The sequence below is a fragment of the Dactylosporangium sp. NPDC051541 genome, assembly GCF_044454505.1.
Taxonomy (GTDB): Bacteria; Actinomycetota; Actinomycetes; order Mycobacteriales; family Micromonosporaceae; genus Dactylosporangium.
In genome coordinates, this window is the sequence record NZ_JBITDU010000001.1 from 584139 (window position 1) to 599827 (window position 15689).

Annotated in this window: 13 protein-coding genes; 6 read left to right on the forward strand and 7 right to left on the reverse strand. The window is 70.5% G+C overall.

Annotation, left to right across the window (positions count from 1 at the left end; all coding sequences use genetic code 11):
* Positions 1-143: 143 nt before the first annotated feature.
* The 3 genes from ACIA8L_RS02735 (at position 144) to ACIA8L_RS02745 (ending at position 6100) form a co-directional block, all read left to right on the forward strand.
* On the forward strand, positions 144-2996 hold the full coding sequence (locus tag ACIA8L_RS02735; RefSeq protein WP_395899693.1) for a PQQ-dependent sugar dehydrogenase: 2853 nt from the start codon (positions 144-146) through the stop codon (positions 2994-2996).
* Positions 2993-5065 (forward strand): ThuA domain-containing protein, encoded by a 2073-nt coding sequence (locus ACIA8L_RS02740; RefSeq protein ID WP_395899695.1) that lies wholly within the window; start codon positions 2993-2995, stop codon positions 5063-5065. The genes ACIA8L_RS02735 and ACIA8L_RS02740 overlap by 4 nt, the downstream gene beginning before the upstream one ends.
* Before the next feature lie 171 nt (positions 5066-5236).
* Positions 5237-6100: a DUF3152 domain-containing protein gene (locus tag ACIA8L_RS02745; RefSeq protein WP_395899697.1), complete on the forward strand. Its 864-nt coding sequence runs from the start codon at positions 5237-5239 to the stop codon at positions 6098-6100.
* Positions 6101-6355: 255 nt separating this feature from the next.
* Here the strand turns inward: ACIA8L_RS02745 and ACIA8L_RS02750 are convergent, their stop codons facing one another.
* On the reverse strand, positions 6356-7357 hold the full coding sequence (locus ACIA8L_RS02750) for a GNAT family N-acetyltransferase (protein WP_395899699.1): 1002 nt from the start codon (positions 7355-7357) through the stop codon (positions 6356-6358).
* A gap of 285 nt (positions 7358-7642) precedes the next feature.
* A complete protein-coding gene (locus ACIA8L_RS02755; RefSeq protein WP_395899700.1) occupies positions 7643-8896 on the reverse strand; it encodes a lytic murein transglycosylase in 1254 nt (417 codons plus the stop codon).
* A gap of 55 nt (positions 8897-8951) precedes the next feature.
* Between ACIA8L_RS02755 and ACIA8L_RS02760 the strand changes: the two genes are divergently transcribed.
* Positions 8952-9173, forward strand: a complete 222-nt coding sequence (locus tag ACIA8L_RS02760; protein ID WP_395899702.1) for a zinc ribbon domain-containing protein — start codon at positions 8952-8954, stop codon at positions 9171-9173.
* Positions 9174-9433: 260 nt separating this feature from the next.
* Entirely contained in the window at positions 9434-12157 is a 2724-nt protein-coding gene (locus tag ACIA8L_RS02765) for an adenylate/guanylate cyclase domain-containing protein (RefSeq protein WP_395899704.1), read from the forward strand.
* 1 nt (position 12158) lies between these two features.
* Here the strand turns inward: ACIA8L_RS02765 and ACIA8L_RS02770 are convergent, their stop codons facing one another.
* From ACIA8L_RS02770 to ACIA8L_RS02785, 4 genes are read right to left on the reverse strand one after another with little or no spacing between them, the layout of a single operon-like run.
* Positions 12159-12656: a hypothetical protein gene (locus ACIA8L_RS02770; RefSeq protein ID WP_395899706.1), complete on the reverse strand. Its 498-nt coding sequence runs from the start codon at positions 12654-12656 to the stop codon at positions 12159-12161.
* A 23-nt stretch (positions 12657-12679) separates the two neighbouring features.
* The gene (locus ACIA8L_RS02775) at positions 12680-13249 is read right to left on the reverse strand and encodes a DNA-3-methyladenine glycosylase I (RefSeq protein ID WP_395899708.1); all 570 of its coding nucleotides are present in this window, start codon (positions 13247-13249) and stop codon (positions 12680-12682) included.
* A gap of 34 nt (positions 13250-13283) precedes the next feature.
* The gene (locus ACIA8L_RS02780; RefSeq protein WP_395899710.1) at positions 13284-13766 is read right to left on the reverse strand and encodes an SRPBCC family protein; all 483 of its coding nucleotides are present in this window, start codon (positions 13764-13766) and stop codon (positions 13284-13286) included.
* Complete coding sequence (locus ACIA8L_RS02785; RefSeq protein WP_395899712.1) at positions 13763-14245, reverse strand: DivIVA domain-containing protein; 483 nt, start codon at positions 14243-14245, stop codon at positions 13763-13765. Before ACIA8L_RS02785 ends, ACIA8L_RS02780 begins: the two co-directional genes overlap by 4 nt.
* 76 nt (positions 14246-14321) lie before the next feature.
* On the opposite strand from ACIA8L_RS02785, the gene folP reads away from it, so the two are divergent.
* Positions 14322-15182: a dihydropteroate synthase gene (gene folP / locus ACIA8L_RS02790; RefSeq protein WP_395899714.1), complete on the forward strand. Its 861-nt coding sequence runs from the start codon at positions 14322-14324 to the stop codon at positions 15180-15182.
* A 53-nt stretch (positions 15183-15235) separates the two neighbouring features.
* Here folP and ndhC read toward each other — a convergent pair whose 3' ends face one another.
* Positions 15236-15625, reverse strand: coding sequence for an NADH-quinone oxidoreductase subunit A (gene ndhC / locus ACIA8L_RS02795; RefSeq protein ID WP_395899715.1), 390 nt, complete (start codon positions 15623-15625; stop codon positions 15236-15238).
* Positions 15626-15689: the final 64 nt, after the last annotated feature.

The following is a 15689-nucleotide window of genomic DNA, read 5'->3' on the forward strand; positions in this document are numbered from 1 at the left end:
ACGCCAGAGCGCTTCATCAATGTATCCGGAACGGCACCGGACAATCGCGCTCCGGCGGCCCCGCACACCCGGCTCCAACCCTCGGCACAAGGCGCGGCGGCGCGCGCCCGGCCTGGCACATCACCACGTCAGGAAGGGACACCGTGAACCAGCAACCCCCAAGCCATAGATGGCGGACGATAAGTGCCGCTCTGGTCCTGGTCGCGTCCAGCCTCACCGCCGTCACGCTCCTGCAGACGGCGGACGCCACACCGGCTGCGGCGGCGATCAACGCGGCCGACTTCCAGCAGGTCACCCTGGCCAAGGGCGAGCCCGAGGTGGGCGAGCCGCTCGCCATCTCCGTACTGCCCGACCGGTCCGTGCTGCACACCGCCCGCAACGGCACCCTGCGGCGCACCGACGCCAGCGGCACGACGAGCGTCATCGCCAACATCCCCGTCTACACCCACGACGAAGAAGGGCTGCAGGGCGTCGGCGCCGACCCGAACTTCGCCAGCAACCGCTACATCTACCTCTTCTACGCCCCGCCGCTGAGCACCCCCAGCGGTGACGCGCCCGCGACCGGCACCGCCGCCACCTGGTCGACCTGGGCCGGCGTCAACCGCCTCTCCCGCTTCACCCTCAACGCCGACTACACGGTCAACATGGCCAGCCAGGTCAACATCCTGGACGTGGCCACCGACCGCGGCATGTGCTGCCACGTCGGCGGCGACATCGACTTCGACGCGCAGGGCAACCTGTACCTGTCCACCGGCGACGACTCCAACCCGTTCGACTCGGCCGGCTACGCGCCCATCGACGAGCGCACCGACCGCAACCCGGTGTACGACGCCCAGCGCTCCGCGGCCAACACCAACGACCTGCGCGGCAAGATCCTGCGGATCAAGGTCAACGCCAACGGGACCTACTCGATCCCGGCCGGCAACATGTTCGCCCCCGGCACCGCGAACACCCGGCCCGAGATCTACGCCATGGGCTTCCGCAACCCGTACCGCATGACCGTCGACAAGGCCACCGGCGTCGTCTACGTCGGCGACTACGGCCCCGACGCCGGCGCCAGCGACGCGAACCGCGGCCCGTCCGGCCAGGTCGAGTTCGACCGCGTCACCGGGCCCGGCAACTACGGCTGGCCGTACTGCACCGGCACCAACACCGCGGCCGAGACCTACAACGAGTGGAACTTCGCGACGAACTCGACAGGTGCGAAGTACAACTGCGCCGGCGGTCCGACGAACAACTCGTTCCGCAACACCGGCCTGACCACGCTGCCCGCGGCCAAGCCGGCCTGGATCCGCTACGGCGGCGACGCCGGCAGCCCGGCCGAGTTCGGCTCCGGGTCCGAATCGCCGATGGGCGGCCCGGTCTACCACTACGACGCCGCCAACCCGTCGACGACGAAGTTCCCGCAGTCCCTCGACAAGCAGTTCTTCGCCGGCGAGTTCGGCCGCGGCTGGATCAAACCCATCGTCGTCAACGCCGACGGCAGCCGGGGCGCGATCGACAACTTCCCGTGGAACGGCAAGCAGGTCATGGACATGCAGTTCGGCCCGGACGGGGCCCTGTACGTCCTGGACTACGGCACCGGCTACTTCAACGGTGACCAGAACTCCGCCCTGTACCGCTACGACTACGTCGGCGCCGGCGGCAACCGGGCCCCGACCGCCGTCGCGACCGCCAACGTCACATCCGGCGCGGCCCCACTCGCGGTCAACTTCTCCTCCGCCGGCTCCTCCGACCCCGAAGGAGGCGCCCTGACATTCAATTGGACATTCGGTGACGGGGGTACTGCCACCACGGCGAACCCGTCGCATACGTTCACGGCGAACGGCAACTACTCGGTCACGTTGACGGTCAAAGACCCACAAGGCGCCATCGGTACTGCCAATGTGCTCGTCAGTGTCGGCAACACCGCGCCCACCGTCACCATCAACGGACCCAACCCCGGCCAGCTGGTGAGCTTCGGCGACACCGTCCCGTGGAGCGTCACCGTCACCGACCCCGAGGACGGGGCCATCGACTGCACCAAGGTGACGATGACGTACGTGCTCGGCCACGACCAGCACGCCCACGCGATCACGTCACAGACGGGGTGCGCGGGAACGATCACCATCCCCGTCGACGGTGAACACGACACGGCGTCGAACATCTTCCCGATCTTCGACGCGCAGTACACGGACAAGGGCGGGCTGACCGTCCACGCACAGAGCATCATGGCGCCCCGCTACCGCCAAGGCGAGTTCTACAAGTCGTTCCTCGGCGTCGACCAGATCACCAAGGCGTCGGCCGAGGGCGGCAAGACCGTCGGGAACATCAGCAACGGCGACTGGATCGGGTTCGACCCGTACAAACTGAACAACGCCACATCGTTCAGTGCCCGGGTCTCCTCCGGCGGTGCCGGTGGCACGCTGACACTGCGGACCGGCTCGCCGACCGGCACGGTCATCGGCTCGGCGACGGTACCGGTGACCGGCTCCTGGGAGACGTTCACGACGGTGTCCGGCCCGATCAGCAACGCCCCGGCCGGGTCGACGTCGCTGTACCTGACGTTCTCCGGCAGTACCACCGCCGCGCTCTTCGACCTTGACAGCTTCACGTTCACCACCGCCGCGACCGGCAACGGCGTCGGCCCCGTGAAGGGTCTGGCCGGCAAGTGCCTGGACGCCCGCGGGGCCGCCTCCGCCGACGGCACCCAGATGCAGATCTACACCTGCAACAGCACCGGCGCCCAGGTCGTCGTCGTCGCCGGCCAGCAGCTCAAGGTCCTCGGCAAGTGCATCGACATCTCCGGCGGCGCCACCGCGGACGGCACGAAGATCCAGCTGTGGACGTGCAACAACAGCGGCGCGCAGAACTGGGTCGCGCAGGCCGACGGTTCGCTCAAGAACCCGCAGTCCGGCAAGTGCCTGGACGTGGCCGGCGCGAACTCCGCGGACAGCACGGTCGTCCAGCTGTACACCTGTAATGCCACGAACGCGCAGAAGTGGACCCTGCCATGAAACGACTGACGTTGCTCGGCGCCGCGGTGTTGCTCGCGAGTGTCTTCGTGGCCACCCCGGCCCAGGCCGCCGACTCGCCCTACGACGTGCTCGTCTTCTCCAAGACGGCGGGCTTCCGCCACGACGCCATCCCGGCCGGCATCCAGGCCGTGCGCGATCTGGGCGCGGCGAACAACTTCACCGTGACCGCCACGGAAGACGCGTCCGTGTTCACGGCGGCCGGACTGGCGCCGTACGAGGCCGTCGTGTTCATGTCGACAACCGGCGACGTGCTCAACGACGCCCAGCAGACGGCGTTCGAGTCGTACATCCGCGGCGGCGGCGGCTACGTCGGCGTGCACGCGGCCGCCGACACCGAATACAGCTGGCCGTTCTACGGCACGCTGGTCGGCGCCTGGTTCGCCTCCCACCCGGCCATCCAGCCGGTCAACTCGCGCACCGAGGACCGCGCGAACCCGGCCACGTCGCACCTGCCGCAGACGTGGACGCGCACCGACGAGCTGTACAACTACCAGACCAACCCGCGCAGCACCGCCCACGTGCTCGCCACCCTCGACGAGTCGTCGTACACCGGCGGCACGATGGGGGCCGACCACCCGATCACCTGGTGCAAGACGATCGACTCCGGCCGCTCGTTCTACACCGGGTTCGGACACACGCAGGAGTCGTACGCGGACTCGAACTTCAGGGGCGAGCTGCTCGGCGGCATCCGATACGCGGCCAAGCGCGCCCAGGCCGACTGCCGCCCCGAGACCGGCTACACGGCCCTGTACAACGGATCCACGACCGGCTGGTCACAGGCCGGCCCGGGCAGCTTCACGAACACGGACGCCACGCTGTCGTCGACCGGCGGTCTGGGGCTGTTCTGGTACAGCACCAAACAGTTCGGGACCTCGTACTCGCTCAAAGCCGACTTCCGCATCACCGGCGACAGCAACTCCGGCGTCTACGTCGGCTTCCCCAACCCCGGCAACGACCCGAACATCGCCATCAACCAGGGCTACGAGATCCAGATCGACGCCACCGACACCCCCGACCACACCACCGGCGCCATCTACAACTTCCAGTCCGCCAACATCGCCGCCCGCGACGCCGCCCTCAACCCGCCCGGCGCGTGGAACACCTACGAGATCTCCGTCGAAGGACAACGGCTGCGGGTGTACCTCAACAGCGTGCTCATCAACGACTTCACGAACACGGACGCGGCGCGCAACCTCGACGGCTACATCGGCATCCAGAACCACGGCGCGGGCGACCAGGTGTCGTTCCGCAACGTCCGGGTGAAGGACTCGGCAACCGATCTTGTGCAAGCCGAGCTGTTCACCTCGGCGTCCGGCGTGCAGCCGTACACCAAGGCCGGCGCCCACAATGGACAGACACTCGGCTACATCGAGCCGGGTGACTGGGCCGCGTACAACGGGCTGAACGTCGGCGGCGCGACCAGCTTCAAGGCCCGCGTCGTCTCCGGCGGCCCCGGCGGCCAGATCCAGGTCCGCACCGGCTCGACGACCGGCCCGATCCTGGGCACCGTCAACGTCCCCAACACCGGCAACTGGGACACCTACGCCGACGTCAGCGCCGCGCTGTCGGGCGTGCCGGCGGGCACCGCGAACGTGTACCTGACCTTCACCGGCACCGGCACGGGCCTGTTCGACCTGGACGACTTCCAGTTCGTCCGCCCGGCCGTGGTCGGCGGCCCGGTGAAGGGCCTGGCCGGCAAGTGCCTCGACGTGCGCGGAGCCGCGGCCGCGGACGGGACACAGATCCAGCTGTACACCTGCAACGGCTCGACCGCCCAGACCTGGACGGTCACCGGTCAAACCCTGCGGGCGCTCGGCAAGTGCCTCGACATCTCCGGCGGCGCGACGGCCGACGGCACCAAGATCCAGCTGTGGACCTGCAACGGTTCCGGCGCGCAGAACTGGGCACCACAGGCCGACGGCGCACTGCGCAACCCGCAGTCGAACAAGTGCCTCGACGTGGCCGGCGGCGTGTCGACGGACAGCACGATCGTGCAGCTGTACACGTGCAACGGCACGAACGCGCAGAAGTGGACACTGCCCGCGTGATCGGCTTTTGACCGGGTGGGGACTGTACGTAGACGTACCGTCCCCACCCTTACGTTGCCCACAGTGATGGATTCAATGGAGGGGCAGCTTTGGTTGCGAAGTTCCCCTAGGCTCGGCCGGGTGTTTGGGAGTCGAAGTCACCGATTGACCGTTGTCTGTGCGCTACTGTCCGTGTTCGCCGCGGGCTGTGGGACGCACGCCGGTTCGTCGCCGCCCCCGTCCGACCCGGGCGAGGCGCTGTCGAGCTCAGACCCGTTCCCGATCGGCCAACTCGAGGGCGACAGCGGCCTGGCCCCCGCCCCGGCACCATCGAAAGCCAGCGCCAAACCATCGGCCACAGTCAAGAAGGTCAACCCGGGCGGCGACACCGGCGGCCAGAAGGCGAACACCAACGACGGCGTCCCCAACCAGGGCAGCGGCAACTTCACGGCCGCCACGGGCGGCACCGACCTGATCGGCTCCGCGGACGCGGGCACGCTGGTGAAGTACCGCGTCGAGATGGAAACCGGCATCCAGTGGGCCAACAACCCGGTCTGGACAACCGACCAACTGGCCATCGAGGTCGACCGGGCCATAGGCGCCCCACTCGGCTGGACCGCCTCCGCCGCCCACCCGATCACCTACGCCCCCAACAAGATCAGCGGCGCGAGCTGGAAATTCCAGCGCGTCAGCGGCTCCGACTACAACGTAACCTTGAAGCTGGCGACACCGGCCACAGTGGACAAACTCTGCAAGGCCGTGGGCGTCTCCACCCAGGGCGTATACTCCTGCCGCTACGGCAAGACCATCCTGCTCAACCTGCGCCGCTGGCTGAAGGGCATAGACGGCTTCCCGGCCAGCACGGACTACCACGCGATGACGGTCCTGCACGAGATGGGCCATTTCTTGGGCTTCGATCACATGAAGTGCCCCGCCGCCGGCCAGATAGCCCCGGTGATGCAGACGCAGACGATAGCGCTGAACGGCTGCACCCCAAACGCCTTCCCGTTCACCGACACCGGCACCTTCGTAACGGGCCCTTGGGCGGCCAGCTGAGTCGGGTCCGCCGCGGCCGTTCGGGCAGCGCTCAGCGTCAGGTCGTTCGGGCAGCGTTCGACGACCCGGCCGTTCGGGCAGTGCTCGGGGCCAGACCGTTCGGGCAGTGCTCGGGGCCAGACCGTTCGGGCAGCGCTTCAAGTCGGGCAGGCTTCAAGCTCCGGCCGGTCGGACAGCGCCCGAGCAGGTCCGATCTCAGCTCTGCCGGTCCGACCTCAGCTCTGCCGGTCCGACCTCAGCTCTGCCGGTCCGACCTCAACTTTTCAGCCGGCGCAGCAGCTCCGGGACGTCCGCCTCGTACTCCCGCCACTCGCGGTCCGGCTTGAAGCCCAGCTCGGCGTTGACCTGCAGCAGCGGCTCGTTCTCGAGGGCGTTCCAGGTTTGCACGTCCAGCAGCCCGGGCTCGGCCGCGCGGAGTTCGAACAGCATGCGGGCCTTGATCGCGCGGCTGATGCCGTAGCCGCGGTGGGTCGGGACCTCGATCGTGTCGTACTGGTCGGCTCGCGTCGGGCGCTGCGCGGGGACCACGACCTCGGTCAGGCCGGCGATGGTCTCGGACTGCTCGTGCACGGCCAGCACGATGTATGGCTTCAACCCGCGCGCGTGCAGGGTGCGCAAGCTCGCCGCGAGCCGCTCCGAGTCGTAGGAGCTGGGGCGGAGGGCCAGGTCGTCGATCACGCCGGCGCGAGCCGCCTCCTTGGCCGCCGCGTATCCGGCGAAGAGCTCCGGTGGCGGACCGCCGGGGTAGTACTCGATGCGGTAGCCGGCGCCGATGCCCGCGGCCATCTCGCCGAGGCGCAGCCAGTCGACGCCTTTGAGGTCGAGCAGGTTGCGCATCTCGATGAACGCGCACTCGAAGCCCTGGGCCTCGAAGAATTTCACGGCCGGGGTGCCGCCGATGACCTCGACGCCGACGGACTCGAAGCCTTCCTCGGCGGCGCGGCGGGCCACGGCGGCGAGCAGGGCCGTGCCGACGCGGCCGCGGCGGGCGCTGGGCACCACTGTCAGCTCCAGCACGCCGATGTCCTCGAGTGACAGCAGGCTGGCGTGGCCGAGCACGTCGCCGCCGTCGTCCGTGGCCAGCCATGACGTGCGGCTCTCACCCGGCATGGTGAGGGCCAGATACTCCCGGAACATGTTCTCGCGCCACGGCGGGTCTTCGGGCACATCGACGGCCACGATGTCGTTGAGCGCCCGCAGCACCGCGTCGAGTTCGGCCGCGGGTGCGGTCCCAGGATCCCACTCGCGCACCTTCACGCCCTAAGCCTGCCCTTGTTTGTGGCTGAGCGGAAGTACCAGAGCGCAGAGCGTGGCATTGATCTTCCACTCAGGGTAGATCTTCCGGTGCTCCGGGCCGGCTCCACCAAGCAATCAGCCCGCCCGGCAAGAGCAGAAACCACAAGACCGGACGTCAAACCAGAGACCACAAAGCGGAGACCCACCAAAGCGGAGACCATCAAAGCGGAGACCATCAAAGCGGAGACCATCAAAGCCCGGACCCCAACCAGAGACCATCGAAGCGCAGACCACAGGACCGGACCCTCAACCCTGCCGATCGCGCCGCCCGTAGTCATTGGTCGCGTTGAACACGGCGGCCCGATACTCCTCCGGCAGGTTGTAGGCGTGTACCGCCGCATTCCACCCTTCCACTGTGGACAGGTCGCGCCCGCCTTCGCACAGGTAGGCGGCGGCGGTCAGGGCGGCGTCGTCGATGTCGTCGATGTCGGCGACCCCGTTGGCGTCGGCGTCCAGGCCGTACTGCTTCCAGGTGGCCGGCAGGAACTGCATCGGGCCGACCGCGCGGTCCCAGGTGCGGTCGTTGTCCATGACGCCCTGGTCGGTGTCGGCGACGGACTGCCGGTTGTTCTGCCCGTCCAGCGGCGGGCCGATGACGGGCGGGACGGAGCGGCCGTCGTCCTGCAGGACCGAGCCGTTGGTCCGGCCGTGGTCGGACTCGATCTTGCCGATGCCGGCGAGGGTGGTCCAGGTCAGGTGACACTTCGGGGTGGAGCGGGCGGTGACGGCCTCCGCGTAGCCGTAGGCCTGCAGCGCGACCACCGGGATGTCGAGGCGCACCGATCGGGCGGCGGCCCAGGCGCCGTAGACGTCGGCCGGGCGCTGCTGGGCGCCGGGTGGCGGGCTGAACGTGGGGGAGGCCGACGGGTTGTCGGGCTGTGGCGCCTCGCCGGACGCGGGTGGGTCGGTGATCACGGGGGCGCCGTTGGTGCCCTGCGGCGCCGGGCCGGGGGAGGCTGAGGCGTCCGCGCGCGGCTTGGATGCCGCGGGGACGACGACGGCCCCGGCCACACCGGCCGCGGCGAGGAGGACCGCGAGCAGCATGCCGGGGAGCAGGAACCGCACGCCGGGCCGGGCCTTGAACCGGTCGAGCCGTTCCCGCCGGGCCTGCGAAAGCTGCCACCGGGTGTTGCCCGACTCCAAGAGATCTGGCTTATCAGAAATATCGGAAATGTCGGAAGTCGGGGCATACAGCGGGTCGGTCTTGGCCCGGGCCGCCGCCCGCTTCCGAGCCTTGGCCTCGGCCCGTTGCCAGCGGACGTTGCCGGCCGCCGGGACCGGGTTGGTCTCCGACCAGCTCGGCCGTAGCCCCTCCGCCGCGTGTTTGGGCTGGTGGGGCGGTTTGGGATCGGCGGGTTCACCGAGCTGCGGGGCAGTGATCTCAACGGGGATCCACCGGTCCGCGGGCTCCCTGGGCGTGGGAGGGCGGATCGGGGTGGTCGCCGGTGTGTCCACTGTGGTCGGTTGCTCGGCCTCCGGCTTCTCTTCGTCGCTTGCCACGCCTTCGAGTATTCCGAATTCCCGGGCGCGTGTCACCGTGGCATAGCCTGTGGGAATGCCACGTTACGAGTACCGCTGCCGGGCCTGCGGTGACACCTTCGAGGTGCAACGCCCGATGCGTGAAGCAAATGTGAAGACGGCCTGTCCGGCCGGCCACGACGACACGGTCAAGCTGCTGTCGACGATCGCCGTCGGCGGAGCCTCCGCGGGCGGCCCGGCCAGCGGATCCGCGCCGGTCGGCGGCGGCGGGTGCTGCGGCGGCGCCTGTGGTTGCTGAAATATTGTTAACAGGCAGTTTCGTCTGGGTGAGTTTTACACCAGGAAAACGGACTTGATGTTGTGACTGATTGTCCCGCAACCGTTGCCGGAGTGTTGTCGTTACGTCCCGCGAAACCCACTCTCGCGTTGCCGCCCATCGTTGCTGAGCAGCACAGATCGCCCCGGATGACCAATCCGGGATCGACCGTTTTTACGATGCGCGCGGCACTTGGTTGGGGAAATATGGGGCACGCCTGAATAGGAAGGCGGAGGTTTCACGTGTCGGGGCGGCCGCACCTGCCCAGCGGGCTGGTGACTTTCCTCTTCACTGACATCGAGGGCTCGACCCGATTGGCCCAGATGCTCGGTGCGGGATACCGGCCGGTGCTCCACGAGCACCGGGAGGTGATCCGCCGCGCGCTGTCCGAAGCGGACGGTGTGGAGCTCTTCACCGAGGGTGACTCGCTGTTCGTCGCGTTCGCCGATGCCGCCGCCGCCCTGGCCGCCTGCGCCGAGGCCCAGCGCGCGCTGGCCGCCCACGACTGGCCGAGCCCCGAGGCCCGCCCCAAGGTCCGGATGGGCCTGCACACCGGATTCGCCGAGCCCTACGGCGGGGAGTACACGTCGCCGGAGGTCCACCGGGCCGCCCGCGTCGCCGCCGCCGCCCACGGCGGCCAGGTCCTGTGCTCGGCCGCGACCGCCGCCCACGTCGGCCTGTCGTCCGCGGCCGCCCCGATCGACCCCACCGACCCGTGCGTCGAGGACGGCCCGCTCGGTCACCGGGCCTGGCTGCTCGACCTCGGCCTGCACCGGCTGCGCGGCTTCGACGGCTTCGAGCGCATCTTCCAGCTGGTCGCGCCCGGCCTCGACCGGCAGTTCCCGCGGCCCCGGACCATCGACGCGCCCGCGCACAACCTGCCCGTGCAGACGACCCGGTTCATCGGCCGGGCCGTCGAGCGCGCCGCCGTGCGGGACCTCATCACCCGCCACCGCCTGGTCACCGTGGTCGGGGCCGGCGGCGCCGGCAAGACCCGGGTCGCGGTCGAGGCGGCGGGCGAGATCGTCGAGCGGTTCCGCGACGGCGTCTGGTTCGCCGACCTCAGCGCCGTGGCCAACGCCGACCTCGTCGACGTGAGTGTCGCCGCCGCCCTCGGCCTGCGCCCCGAGCCGGGCCGGGCCGTCGTGCAGACCATCGCCGACCACGTCCGCGACCGCCGCCTGCTGGTCCTGCTCGACACGTCCGACGCCCAGCTGCCCGCGGCCCGCCGGCTCGTGGCCCGGCTGCTCGCGGCCGGCTCCGAGGTCGCCGTCCTGGCCACCTCCCGGGAGCCGCTGGGCCTGGCCGGCGAGGTGGTCTGGCGGATCCCGCCGCTGTCGGTCGAGGCGGCCAGCGGCGGCGGCTTCAGCGACGCGGTGGCCCTGCTGGTCGACCGGGCCTCGGCGGCCCGCGGCGGCCGGCCGGTCGAGCCCGGCGACATCGCCCACCTGACCCGGGTGGCCAAGGCCCTGGAGGGGCTGCCGCTGGCCCTGGAGCTGGCCGCGGCCCGCCTGCGCCTGCTCTCGGCGCCGCAGCTGGCCGATCGGATCGGCGACGTCCTGGGCACCCTCGACGCCGGCTCCCGCCCGAGCTCCGGCTCGGACCTGAGCGACCGGCACCGCACCATGCAGACCGCAGTCGACTGGTCCTACCGCACCCTGGACGCGCGCTCGGCCCGGCTGCTGCGCTGGCTGTCGGTATTCGCCAGCCCCGTCGACCTTCCGGCGATCGAGTGGCTGCACGACGGTGACCCGCTCGACCCGCTGGCGACGCTGGTCGACAAGTCGCTGCTGCAGGCCGAGGCCGGCGCCACCAACGCGACCTATCGCATGCTCGACCCGATCCGCGCCTACGCCGCCCGGCTGCTCAGCGAGGCCGGCGAGGAGGAGTCGGCCCGGGAGCGGCACGTGGCCTGGTGTCTGCAGGCGGCCCACGACGCCTACCTGGACGGCGAAGGGCGGCCGGTCACGCTCTCGCTGTACACCCTGGATCCGCTGGCCGATGAACTGCGGGCGGCGCTGCACTGGACGGTCACCCGGGGCAGTGCCCGGCAGGGGCTGGCCCTGGCCGGCTCGCTCGACCAGTGGTGGCGTGAGCGCGGCCTGGTCCGGGAGGGCCGGATGTGGCTGTTCCGGCTGTATGAGCGGGTCAGCGCCACCGGCGAGCCGGTGCCGGACGCCGAGCTGGCCGCGGCCTATCACATGCACTCCCTGCACGCCGGGGCCGACGGTGAGACGGTCGAGGAGCTGCGGTTCTCGCAGCGGGCCGAGGCCGCCGCCCGCCGGGCCGGGGACCCGGGCCTGATCGCCCGCATCCTGTCCGCGCGCGGCGCCCCGCTGCTGGAGATGCACCGCACCGAGGAGGCCGAGCGGCTGGCCCGCGACGTCATCGGCTGGTCCGATGAGCAGGGGGTGGCCGGCGAGGCGCTGTCCGCGGTCTACACCCTGGCCCAGCTCCTGTGGCGGCGCGGCGATCTCGAGGAGGCGGCCGACCTGCTGGCCAGCGCCCGCCCGATGGAGAACAGCCGCCCCCTGGAGCGGGGCCGCCGCACCGTCGACATGCTGCTCGGCATGGTCGCGCTGGCCCGGGGTGACCTGGTGGCCGCGCACGACCACCTGATCGTCGCCCTGCGCTCGCGCATGACCCACGGCTTCCACCTGCGGGTCTGTGAGACGTTGAACGCGGTCGCGGTGCGCTGCCGGCTCGCCGACGACCTGGAGACCGCGGCCCGGCTGTTCGGCGCGGCCCAGTCGGCCCGGATCCGGCTGCGCTGCTCCAGCGGCGCGTTCGGCGCGTTCTGGACCGAGCAGCAGGCCGACCTCCGCGCGGCCATGGGCGACGCGGCCTTCGACACCGCCTACGCGGCGGGCGGCGCGCTGAGCCTGGAGGAGTCGGTGGCCCTGGCGCTGACCATAGAGCACCCGGATCTCATGGCCGGCTCGATCCGCTTCTCGACGGTGGAGTGACCTACTCCTCCTCAGGGTCCTGGTTGGCCTCGACGCCCAGCACATAGGCCTGCATGGCCAACTCGTCGCCGGCCGGCCACACGAACGCCGGCAGCTCCGCCGGCCCCAGCTCCCGCACATAGCTCCAGAACTGCCGCACCGCCTCACCCGGCGAGGACGCCTCGATGGGCAGGTCGACACTGACCAGATACGTCCGCCGCAGCGACGACGGCGCCACCTGCCGGGCGATGGCCAGGTAGGACGACTCGTCGAGCCGCCCGGTCCGCCGGGCCAGCCCACCGGCCGGCAGCGGCGAGTCCAGCAGATTCACCGTGTACTGCAACCGCCCGCTCGAATCCGCCCGCGCCAGCCCGAACACGACCGGCTCATCCCCACCCGCGACCAGCAGCGCCTCGTCGCCCGGTGCCGGACCCGCGTCCGGTGCCGCCAGCCCACCAGCCCCGTAGAGCCGCTCGTGCTCGTATTGCTCCGCGGAGACCACAACCACCCACTTCGCCATGGCCTCATTGCATCACGCCCAGCTCAGACCTCCACGAAGCAGCCGCGTACATGATCGTTGACCATCCCGGTGGCCTGCATCAGCGCGTAGGCCGTGGTCGGGCCGAAGAACCGGAAGCCACGCTTCTTGAGCGCCTTGGCCATCGCCGTGGACTCGGCGGTCACCGCCGGCACCGCGGAGAAGTCGGCGGGCCGCTCCGGCTTCGGGTCGGGCGCGAACGACCACAGCAGCGCCGCGACCCCGCCGGGCAGCTCGGCCGCCACCCGGGCGTTGGCGATCGCCGCCTCGATCTTGGCCCGGTTGCGCACGATCCCGGCGTCGGCGAGCAGCCGGTCGACGTCGGCCTCGCCGAACGCGGCCACCTTCTCGATCTCGAACCCGGCGAACGCCGCCCGGAACGACGGCCGTTTGCGCAGGATCGTGATCCACGACAGCCCGGACTGGAACGCCTCCAGCGACAGGCGCTCGAACAGCCCGTTGTCGTCGCGGATCGGCCGGCCCCACTCGCTGTCGTGATAGTCCAGGTAATCGGGGGTCGACCCGCCCCAACCGCAGCGCGCCCGGCCGTCGGCACCCACCACCACACCACTCATGGCCAGGACGCTACCGGTCGGGTACGACAGAAAATCAGGCCAGGCGCCCGGACTCCACCAACCGTGCGAACCGCTTGAGGGCCCCCGTCAGGCCGGCCTTCGACCCGGGCCACAGCAGCGGCCAGGCGAAGCGGCCGGCATTGCCCGCCGGCAGCTGCAACCACTCGTGCCAGACGACCTGGGTGCGGTCCGCGCCGAGCTGGGTGCAGCGCAGCACCCCGGGCCCGCGCAGCACCTTGCCGTGGTGCACGACCCGCAGCTCGAACGGCGGGTCGACCTTCACCACCCGCATCAGGTCGCGCACCGCCGCCGGGCCGACCTGCGTGACCGCCTCGACCTCGCTGCCCTCGCCGCCGTCGCCGGAGATCACCCGGACGGTGGTGAACGGGATCCACTCGCCCTGCCGGGACCAGTCGGTGAGCGCGGCGAAGACCCGCGCGGCGGGCGCGGCCACGATCACCGTGGCCGTCACCTCACCGGGTCCGGGCCGTTCGGCGCCGACGTACTCCTCGCTCACTTCACCGCCGGGGAGGGCTGCTCGAGCTCATCGGCCACTGCATCGGACCTGTCCGCCGCATCCAGTTCGATGACCGGCGTGTCGGCCGCGGTCTCGGCGGCGGTCTCGGCGGCGGCCCCCGAGGCGGCGGCCAGGCGGGCGTCGCGCAGCGCGTCGGCGTCCTCCTGGCGGCCCTCGCGGAGTGCCTTGATCTCGGCCTCCAGGACCTGGATCAGCTCCTCCTTGTAGCCGATGTCGTAGCCGGCCCGCCGCAGGGCGGTGTCGACCTGGGCCATCCGGTATCCGCGGACGACCGTGTCGAACCGGATCTGGTTGACATCACCCTCGACCAGCGGGCGCGATGACGGCAGCGGGACGGAGCGCCCGTCGGGCTCATGTCCTTCGATCCCCGGGTCATCACCGGTGATCAACAGCGACACGCCGAACCCGATGGCCCCGACGACCACAGCGGCGATCAACACCAGGAGGAACTCAGCCATAGGGGGAATCGTGGCACGCTGAGTACGCCTGGGCGAGCCCGGCACACCCATCTGTAGGAAACACGGAGGTCATGCGATGTTTCGTCTCGGCTCCCGGCACTTCGCCGACGGCGAGTACGCAGTGATGGCGATCGTCAACCGGACTCCCGACTCCTTTTTCGACCGCGGTGCAACTTTCGCGGAGGACGCCGCCCTGCGCGCGGTGGAGGCCGCGGTGACCGAGGGGGCCGACATCATCGACATCGGTGGTGTGAAGGCCGGCCCGGGCGAGACGGTCGACGCGGCCGAGGAGCTGCGCCGGACGCTGCCGACCGTCCAGCGGATCCGGGCGCTCTTCCCGGACGTCGTGATCTCGATCGACACCTGGCGGGCGGAGGTGGCCCGGGAGGTGGTCGCGGCCGGCGCGGACCTGATCAACGACACCTGGGCCGGTGCCGACCCGGCCCTGGCCGCGGTGGCCGCGGAGACGGGCGCGGGCCTGGTCTGTTCGCACGCCGGTGGCCTGACCCCGCGGACGCGTCCGCATCGCACCGCGTTTCAAGAACCGGTGCGGGATGTGGTACTGACCGTCACCGCCCTGGCCGAGCGCGCACTCTCGCTCGGGGTGCGCCGCGACGGCATCCTCATCGACCCGGCACACGACTTCGGCAAGAACACCCGCCACTCCCTCGCGATCACCAACCGGCTCGACGAGATGGTGGCGACGGGCTGGCCGGTGCTCGTGGCCCTGTCCAACAAGGACTTCATCGGCGAGACCCTCGACGCGCAAGTGGGGGAGCGGCTGGAGGGGACCCTGGCGGCGACGGCGGTGTCGGCGTGGCTGGGGGCCAGGGTGTTCCGGGCCCACCAGGTGCGGCCGACCCGCCGGGTGCTGGACACGGTCGCGGCGATCCGGGGCGACCGTCAACCGGCCGTGGCCCGGCGCGGGCTGGCGTAGGACTGCGGCGGGCTCGCGTAGGGCCGGGGCGAAGGCCGCCGATCAGGAAACGTTCACGTCCAGCGCAGGATGTTTTTGCGCCATGCGTAGAGGATGCCCAGGAACAGGACCGCGACGAAGATCGCCATCTCGGCGACGATGGCCCCGCCGTAGCCGGGCGTGTCGAAGGTGACCGCCCACGGGAAGAGGAACACGCTCTCCACGGCGAACAGCGCGTACAGGTACGCGTACACGTAGTAGCGGATCTGGGCCTGGGCCCAGTCCCCGCCGACCGGGTCCAACCCGCACTCGTACGTCTCGTACTTGGGGCCCGCGGAGGTCGCCCAGTCCGCCGTTCGGCGCGGTCCGAGCAGCCGGTTGGCCGTAAAGGCGGCGACGAAGACCCCGGCTCCGACCAGCAGGAGGAGTCCGAGCGTCGCATATCCACCCAGATATCCGCTCATCGCACGCACCGTACACGCATCATCACGATCTCCGACATGCCGAAAACGCGAAACTCTCTAGATA

Bases quoted from the DNA above. Each gene is read 5' to 3' on its own strand.
- ACIA8L_RS02740 (WP_395899695.1), top strand. From the start codon at position 2,993: ATGAAACGACTGACGTTGCTCGGCGCCGCGGTGTTGCTCGCGAGTGTC.
- ACIA8L_RS02760 (WP_395899702.1), top strand. From the start codon at position 8,952: ATGCCACGTTACGAGTACCGCTGCCGGGCCTGCGGTGACACCTTCGAG.
- ACIA8L_RS02770 (WP_395899706.1), bottom strand. From the start codon at position 12,656: ATGGCGAAGTGGGTGGTTGTGGTCTCCGCGGAGCAATACGAGCACGAG.
- ACIA8L_RS02775 (WP_395899708.1), bottom strand. From the start codon at position 13,249: ATGAGTGGTGTGGTGGTGGGTGCCGACGGCCGGGCGCGCTGCGGTTGG.
- ACIA8L_RS02785 (WP_395899712.1), bottom strand. From the start codon at position 14,245: ATGGCTGAGTTCCTCCTGGTGTTGATCGCCGCTGTGGTCGTCGGGGCC.
- folP (WP_395899714.1), top strand. From the start codon at position 14,322: ATGTTTCGTCTCGGCTCCCGGCACTTCGCCGACGGCGAGTACGCAGTG.
- ndhC (WP_395899715.1), bottom strand. From the start codon at position 15,625: ATGAGCGGATATCTGGGTGGATATGCGACGCTCGGACTCCTCCTGCTG.